The 7650-nt window shown below is 65.7% G+C and carries 7 protein-coding genes; 2 read left to right on the top strand and 5 right to left on the bottom strand.

Going from position 1 to position 7650, the window contains the following annotated elements:
* Both OJJ21_RS10685 and OJJ21_RS10680 read left to right on the top strand, forming a co-directional pair.
* On the top strand, nt 1-1156 hold a 1156-nt coding region (locus OJJ21_RS10685), incomplete at its 5' end, for a class II 3-deoxy-7-phosphoheptulonate synthase (RefSeq protein WP_297685999.1).
* A complete protein-coding gene (locus OJJ21_RS10680; RefSeq protein WP_297685998.1) occupies nt 1140-2315 on the top strand; it encodes a nicotinate phosphoribosyltransferase in 1176 nt (391 codons plus the stop codon). The genes OJJ21_RS10685 and OJJ21_RS10680, both read left to right, overlap by 17 nt.
* 4 nt (nt 2316-2319) lie before the next feature.
* Here the strand turns inward: OJJ21_RS10680 and OJJ21_RS10675 are convergent, their stop codons facing one another.
* From OJJ21_RS10675 to OJJ21_RS10655, 5 genes are all read right to left on the bottom strand, one after another.
* Complete coding sequence (locus OJJ21_RS10675; protein WP_297685996.1) at nt 2320-3402, bottom strand: nitronate monooxygenase; 1083 nt, start codon at nt 3400-3402, stop codon at nt 2320-2322.
* Nucleotides 3403-3486: 84 nt separating this feature from the next.
* Entirely contained in the window at nt 3487-4719 is a 1233-nt protein-coding gene (locus OJJ21_RS10670) for a hypothetical protein (protein WP_297685994.1), read from the bottom strand.
* 6 nt (nt 4720-4725) lie between these two features.
* Complete coding sequence (locus OJJ21_RS10665; RefSeq protein ID WP_297685992.1) at nt 4726-5523, bottom strand: OmpA family protein; 798 nt, start codon at nt 5521-5523, stop codon at nt 4726-4728.
* The gene (locus OJJ21_RS10660) at nt 5504-6310 is read right to left on the bottom strand and encodes a MotA/TolQ/ExbB proton channel family protein (RefSeq protein WP_297685990.1); all 807 of its coding nucleotides are present in this window, start codon (nt 6308-6310) and stop codon (nt 5504-5506) included. The genes OJJ21_RS10665 and OJJ21_RS10660 overlap by 20 nt, the downstream gene beginning before the upstream one ends.
* Nucleotides 6311-6634: 324 nt before the next feature.
* Nucleotides 6635-7621, bottom strand: a complete 987-nt coding sequence (locus OJJ21_RS10655) for a tripartite tricarboxylate transporter substrate binding protein (protein ID WP_297685988.1) — start codon at nt 7619-7621, stop codon at nt 6635-6637.
* Nucleotides 7622-7650 lie beyond the last annotated feature (29 nt).

Genomic DNA, 7650 nt, shown 5'->3' with positions numbered 1-7650 from the left:
CGCCAACAACATCCGCGACACCTTCCGCGTGCTGCTGCAGATGGCCGTCGTCCTCACCTTCGGCGCCGCCCTGCCGGTGGTGAAGGTCGGGCGCCTCGCGGGCCAGTTCGCCAAGCCGCGTTCGTCCGATATCGAGAAGCGCGGCGATGTCGAGCTGCCGAGCTATCGTGGCGATATCATCAACGGCATGGATTTCGATTCCGCCAATCGCGTGCCGGACCCGATGCGTCAGGTTCAGGCCTACAGCCAGGCGGCGGCGACGCTGAACCTGCTGCGCGCCTTTGCTTCGGGCGGGTATGCCGATCTGCATCGGGTGCACGGCTGGAATCTCGGCTTCGTCGCCAAGAGCCCGGAAGCCGAACGCTGGCAGGATGTCGCGGCCCGCATCACCGAAACGCTGGATTTCATGGAAGCCTGCGGCATCACGCCGGAGCGCACGCCGGAAATGCGCACGGTTGATTTCTACACCAGCCATGAGGCTTTGCTGCTCGGCTACGAGCAGGCGATGACCCGCGTGGACTCCACCTCGGGCGAATGGGTCGATACCTCGGCGCATATGCTGTGGATCGGCGACCGCACCCGCCAGCTCGATGGCGCGCATGTCGAATTCCTGCGCGGCGTGCTCAATCCGATCGGCCTGAAATGCGGCCCGACCTCCGATCCGGACGAGTTGATCAAGCTGATCGACACCCTCAATCCGCAGAACAGGCCCGGCCGTCTCACTCTCATTGCCCGCATGGGCCATGACAAGGTGCAGAAGCATCTGCCGGCGCTGGTGCGCAAGGTCGCACAGGAAGGCCGCAGCGTCGTGTGGTCCTGCGATCCGATGCATGGCAACACGCTGACCTCGACATCGGGCTACAAGACGCGGCCGTTCGACCGCATCCTGTCGGAAGTGCGCCAGTTCTTCGAGGTGCATCTGGCCGAGGGCACCCATGCCGGCGGCATCCATCTCGAACTGACCGGCCAGGATGTCACCGAATGCATGGGCGGTGCCCAGGCGATTGGCGACGACGACCTGTCCAGCCGCTACCACACCCATTGCGATCCGCGGCTGAATGCCTCGCAGGCGCTGGAACTGTCGTTCCTGATTGCCGAGATGCTCAAGCTCGAACGCATGAACCGCGGTGCGCAGCGCCATGCCGCTCAAGCCTGACAGCAAGCCGTCCGTCACGCCGCTCGTGCCGCCGGTCCAGGCGGCCGAGCTGGAGCGGCAGATCGCCGACCACACCGACACCTATTTCAAGAAGACCAAGGAAATCGTCCAGCGCATGGGCGACAAGCAGGTCACCTATGCGGTGTTCATGCGCCGCCCGGTGATCTTCTGCCCGCGCCTGATGGTGGAATGGCTGGAGAAGGTCGGCGCTGCGCGCGGTGCCAAATTCGGCATCGAGCTGCTGCATGAGGAAGGCACCTGGGTCGGTGCCGGCGAGCCTTTGCTGTATATCAGCGGCTCGATGGCACAGGTCGTCGATCTGGAAACCATCTACCTGCAGAAGCTGGGTGCGGCCTGCGTCGCCGCCTACAACGCCTATTCGATGTGCTGCGATCTGCCCAATGTGCGCTTCCTCGCCATGGATGCGCGCCATTGCGCCGGCGCCGAGATGGCCGAGATGATGGCCTATGCGGCCTCGGTCGGCGGCAAGGCGGCGCGGCGCGATGTCGGCGCCGCCGGCTTCATCGGCAATGCCACTGACGCCACCGCGCATTACTTCGGCAACGAGAAGGGCTTCGGCACCATGCCGCATGCCCTGATCGGCTATGCCGGCTCGACGCTGCGCGCCGCCGAACTCTATGCCGAGACCTTCCCCGGCGAGCAGATGACCGTGCTGGTCGACTACTACGGCCAGGAAGTCACCGATGCGCTGGCGGTGTGCAACCGCTTCCCCGATGCCGCCAATGAAGGGCGGCTTGCTGTTCGCCTGGATACGCATGGCGGCCGCTATATCGAGGGCCTAGATCCGCAGGCCTCCTACGCCGTGCTGGAGCGCCATGTGCCCAACGCGATCCGCCAGTATCGCACCGAGCATGAGCTGCGCTGGCTGGTCGGCACCGGCGTTTCCGGTGCCGCGATCTATCACATGCGCTCGACGCTCGACCGCGCTGGCTTCTTCAATGTGAAGATCGTCGCGTCCTCGGGCTTCAACGCTGCCAAGTGCAAGGTGATGGCCAGCGTCTCGGCGCCGATCGATATTGTTGGTACAGGTTCCTACCTTCCAGATAGCTGGGTGGAAACCTATGCCACCGCCGATATCGTCGCCTACGACGGCACGCCGAGCGTGAAGGTCGGCCGCGAGTTCCTGCTGCGGCGCTGAGCCTTCAGGCCTGGCCGCGCCCCAGCTTCGCCAGCGCTTCCGCCGCCAGCTTGCGGGTCAGCTCGCCGGCCGGCAATTCCGGCGCCAGCCGTGCCGCCTGGCCCGACCACTGATTGCTGAAATCGCCGTTGCCGGTCGGCTCCAGCTTGCTGCGGATCGGCGCCAATGCGGCGCCGGCGGTGGGGAAGGCTGGTGCATCGGGCGACAGCGGGCCCTGTTCGCGCATCAGCCGGTTCATGATGCCGCGTGCCGGCCGGCCGGTAAAAAGATTGGTCAGCGCCGTGGCATCGCTGGGCACACTCTTCAGCGCGGCGCGGTGATAGGGCGCGATGGTGGCTTCCGGACTCAGCAGATAGGCGGTACCGATCTGCACGGCCGCGGCACCCAGCGCCATGGCGGCGACGATGCCGCGGGCATCGGCAATGCCGCCGGCGGCGATCACCGGGAGCTTCACCGCATCCACCACCTGCGGCAGCAGGGCGAACAGCCCGATCTGCTGCGACATGTCGTGGGAAAGGAAATTGCCGCGGTGGCCGCCGGCCTCCAGCCCCATGGCGATGATGGCATCGCAGCCCCGCTGCTCCAGCCACACGGCTTCCTCGGCCGTGGTGGCTGACGCAATCACCTTGGCGCCGGTCGCCTTCACGCGATCCAGCAGGCTCCGTTCGGGCAGGCCGAAATGGAAGCTCACCACCTCGGGTTTGTACTGTTCGACCAGCTGGCAGAAGGAATCGTCGAACGGCGCCCGGCCGGTTGTCGGCAATGGCGCATCTGCATCCAGGCCGAATTCGCGATAATACGGCGCCAGCCTGGCGCGCCAGGCCTGCAGCCGGGCCGGATCGTCGGCCGGCGGCTGATGGCAGAAGAAATTCACATTGATCGGTTTGCCGGTGGCCTGGCGGATGATGTCGAGCGCGGTGCGCGTCTGATTATGGCTCAGCATGGCGCAGGGCAGCGACCCCAGTCCGCCGGCCTCGCAGACCGCGATGACCATCTGCGGCGTGGTGGCGCCGGCCATCGGCGCCTGCAGGATCGGCAGATCGATGCCGAACAGATCCAGGATGCGCCGGTCGGGCCAGACGGTCATGGTTTCCTCCACACGGGCTTGATCTGCCGCATCCTAGGCATGACCGCCATGCACGGGAAGGCTTATCGGCCGGTGGCCGGAACGTCACAGGCCTTTCAGGGCCGCGGTTGCGCCTTCCGCCGCCTCGATCCCGAGCAGCTGCTGCACGGCATCGATATCCTCCAGCAACGGCCGCAGGCCGCGGCCCTGGTAATGCTGCACCCCCAGGCCGATGCCGGCGGCGATGGCGCCGGTGCTGTCGCAATGGCAGAAGATGCCCTTGTGGCGCAGCATTTCCTGGTGTTGTGGAGAGAGTGACTGCAGTTCCGCGGTCTGCCGGCTGAGCAGGTCGGCGGTGGCATCGAATTTCAGGTAATCCGCCGCCTGCCAGTCCTGCTCGCTCAGGCCGGCCACATTCTCCGGATGGATGCCGTCCAGACAAAGCTTCACGCCATGTCGATCCAGAATCTGCCGGGCCGTTTCGGCGAGGCTGGGATGGGTCTGCCATTCCACCAGCGGTATCTCCACCATTATCTGGCGCACGTTCGCGGCGGGCTTTTCCGTCAGCAGGCGCAGGAAGGCGGTGCTGATCACGCTGACCAGATGCAGGTTGATCGACAGCGGCCGGCGCAGGCTGGCATTCTCGGCCATGATCTGCGCGATGATGCGCTGATCCAGCAATTCGGTGGCCTTGCCGAACAGCCAGATATTGTCGCGCAGCGAGATGCCCATGGCGCGTTCGACGGCGGCGATCGACACCCAGGTTTCGTCGGCCAGCGCCAGTGGTGCCTGGTTCGGCACCAGGGTCCAGATCGTCTGGCGACGGCGCTGGTTGGCCAGATCGGCCTGCCAGAGAATGCTGTGCACGTCGATGACCTTCGACAATGCCTCCAGGTCCGGCGGCGGTTCATCGCGCTGCGGCACCACGCGCTCCGATGGCGGCGCGGGTGATTGCTCCATCACGCGGCGGGCGGCATCGACAAAACTGTTGGCCTGGCTTTCCATGTCGAACTCGCGCAATCCGAGCGAACCATGGCGCTGCTCGCGCAGGCTCTCGCTCAGGCTTTCCAGTTTGTCGCGCAGACGCTGCATCACCTCTGGCACCGCCAGCAGCACCAGGATGTTGCGCGCCAGCGGCACCGCATCGATCGGCTCGCCCAGGCTGCGCTCCTCGATGAAGCGCGCCATGCTGCGGAACATGATGCGGCTGTGGATATTCGGAATGGCCGACAGGTCGACCAGCACGGCAATTTTGCCGGCATGCTGCTTGCGGAGCCTTGCCGCCATCTGGTGCAACGGGATTGCGGCGGGCAGGACGGCACTGATTTTCTGTTCCATGATCCTTTAATCCTCGATCACCAGGGTGACCCGGCGATTGCGCGCGCGGCTTTCGGTATCCATGCCGCGGGCGACAGGGCGTGAATCGGCATAGCCGATGGCGCGCAGGCGGCGCACGGGCAGGCCGTGTTCGGTCAGGGTGCGTACCACTGCGGCGGCACGGCCGGCCGACAGTTCCCAGTTCGACGGAAAGCGGTCGGACTGGATCGGCACATCATCGGTATGGCCTTCCACCGAGATCACGCCGGGCAGATCGCGCAGCAGGGCGGTCAGCCGGCGCAGCACCAGCTGGCCGTCCTGGCGGATTTCGCTCTGGCCGGAAGCGAACAGCAGCCGGTCGCGGATCGCGATGCTGACGCGGTTCTCCTGAATCTGCAGCTGCACCTGGTCTTCCAGCCCGTTGCGCCGCAACGCCTCCAGCCAGCGGTCAACGGTGGCCCGCATCGGCGGTGCGATGCTGACATTGGCGGGCAGCGGCTGCTCCGGTCGCGCCGGCATCGCCGGCGGCGTCTCGACCGCCATGGCGGCATCGGCGAATTCATGCCGGGGCAGGGTGCCGGTTTCGACCTGCAGCACATTGATCACGGTCGGCCGGGTTTTCTTGTCGAGCCACAGCATGCCGACCAGGGTAAGGAACACGATCATCAGCAGAGTGACCATGTCCATGTAGCTCACCACCCAGTCTTCGCTTTCCTCGGCGGTCTCGGGCGTCTGGCGGTCGGCATAGGCAGCCATGCGCCGTACCATCGGCCTGGGTGGTTTGATCCTCACGATGACGGGCAGTTCAGATGGTGCGGATTTCATCGCGTGTCTCGTTGAGGAAGGCCTGCATGGCATCGGCGACCACGGTGGGCGAGCGGCCGAGCGACACCAGCATCACGCCTTCCAGCAGGATGTTCAGCGTGGCGATGCGGCGCTGGGTGCGCTGCTCGATCTTGATGGCGATCGGCTTGAAGATCAGGTTCGACAGCACCACGCCATACAGCGTTGCCAGCATGGCTACCGCCATGCCGCTGCCGACGCGGGCGATGTCGCCCGAACCGAGTTCGCGCAGCATCGCCACCATGCCGGCCAGCGTGCCGAGCAGGCCGAAACCGGGGGCGAGTGCGGCCAGCGTGCGGAACAGGCGGGCCTGCGCGCTTTCGATCTCGGCCATCTTGCGGATACGCCAGTTCATGATGTGCATCAGGTCGTCCATCGGCGTGCCGTCGATCACCAGCTGCAGGCCGAGCCGCAGGAACGGGCTGGTGATCCTGGCCGCGCGCTCTTCCGCCGCATGGATGTTCTTCTGCGTCAGGTGGCGCGCCACTTCGACCAGTTCGGCGATTTCGGCGCCGATGCCGGCATCGCCCCGGAAGATGGCGCCGAAGGCATGCAGCGCCGCCAGCAATTCGCGGCCCTGGAAGGCGATCAGCGCCGAGACCGTCACGCCGCCGAACACGATGATGAAACCGGTCAGGTTCAGATAGGCCAGCAGGTCGCCTTCGCTGGCGGCGACGAACCACAGCAGCACCAGCGCGCCGGTCAGCCCGATCACGGTGACGAGGCTGATCTGGCCGCTGCTGCGCCGGACGGATTTGGACGCGCTCACGGCATCCTCGCAGACAGAATGCGATCCTGGCCCGCCGGTTTTGCAGTGGGGAAGGTTGGGATGGCGGACATCAGGGGAGGACCTGCGAAGTTCCGGGGCTCAGGAGGTTGGGACAATGCACAACGCAGACTGGTGCAATCCATGATCCGGATCAAAATAAAATCCGGATACCTCAGGCTTATTATTTGGCAACCTGTCGAGGCGGCACCGCTGGCCGCGGCAGCGTTTACCGGGAGCCGCAGGCGAATGGGATTCCGCCACCCACACGCGCAGTCCTGACGATCTGTGCCTCACCACCGGTGGCGCGAGGCACAGATCCCGGATTTATTCCGCCTTCACATTGGCGGTCTTGATCACCGCGGCCCAGCGCTTGATGTCGTCCTGCAGGAAGGCGGCAAAGGCCTTGCCGTCCTTCACATTCACCGCCATGCCCTGTTTCAGGAAGGTCTCGCGCACGCTGTCCTTCTTCATGGCGTTCAGCACCAGCTGGCGATAGCGGGCGAGGGCGGCTTCCGGAATGCCGGCCGGGGCGAACATGCCGAGCCAGGCATCGGCCTCCACGCCGGCCACGCCGGCCTGGTTCACGGTCGGCAGATCCGGCAGGTGCGGCGAGCGGTTCGGCGAGGCTACGGCGATGGCGCGCAGCTTGCCGGCCTGGATCTGCGCCAGCACGGTGGGCGTGGTGGCGAAGCTGCAGTCGACATGGCCGCCGAGCAGGTCCTGCAGCAGCGGCGCCGAGCCCTTGTAGGACACATGCGTCATGTTGACGCCGGCCTTCACCTTGAACAGCTCCAGGGTCAGATGCGACGCCGAGCCCTGGCCGGTCGAGCCGCAGTTGATCTTGCCGGGGTCTTTCTTCGCCAGCGCCACCAGTTCGGCCACGCTCTTCACCGGCAGGTCGTTCTTCACCACCAGAATGTGCTGCAGATCGGCGAGCAGCGCGATGGGCGCGAAATCCTTCACCGGATCGTAGCCACCGCCATTGGGCAGCAGCGAGATATTGGTCGAGAAGGTCTGGTTGGTGCTGGCGATCAATTGCGTGCCGTCGGCCGGACCGCGGGCGACGCGCAGGGTGCCGATCACGGTGGCGCCGCCGGGCACATTCTCCACCACGGCAGGCTGGCCGAGATCATGGCTGATCTCCTGCGCCACCAGGCGGGCCAGGCTGTCGGTCGGGCCGCCGGCGGGATAGGGCACCACCACGGTCACCGCCTTCGGCGGCGTCCAGGCCTGTGCATGGCCAAAGCTGGGCAGCAGGGCAATGGCGGCAGCGCCGCCGCCCAGTTCGATGAACTGGCGACGATTGAACATGAATCTTCCTCCGCGAAGCGACGTTTCTG

The organism is Ferrovibrio sp. (genome assembly GCF_025869515.1).
Lineage (GTDB): Bacteria > Pseudomonadota > Alphaproteobacteria > Ferrovibrionales > Ferrovibrionaceae > Ferrovibrio.
The sequence above is the reverse complement of the archived record's forward strand: the minus strand, read 5'-3'. Positions and strand labels throughout refer to the sequence as shown.

Bases quoted from the DNA above. Each gene is read 5' to 3' on its own strand.
- OJJ21_RS10680 (WP_297685998.1), top strand. From the start codon at position 1,140: ATGCCGCTCAAGCCTGACAGCAAGCCGTCCGTCACGCCGCTCGTGCCG.
- OJJ21_RS10675 (WP_297685996.1), bottom strand. From the start codon at position 3,402: ATGACCGTCTGGCCCGACCGGCGCATCCTGGATCTGTTCGGCATCGAT.
- OJJ21_RS10670 (WP_297685994.1), bottom strand. From the start codon at position 4,719: ATGGAACAGAAAATCAGTGCCGTCCTGCCCGCCGCAATCCCGTTGCAC.
- OJJ21_RS10665 (WP_297685992.1), bottom strand. From the start codon at position 5,523: ATGAAATCCGCACCATCTGAACTGCCCGTCATCGTGAGGATCAAACCA.
- OJJ21_RS10655 (WP_297685988.1), bottom strand. From the start codon at position 7,621: ATGTTCAATCGTCGCCAGTTCATCGAACTGGGCGGCGGCGCTGCCGCC.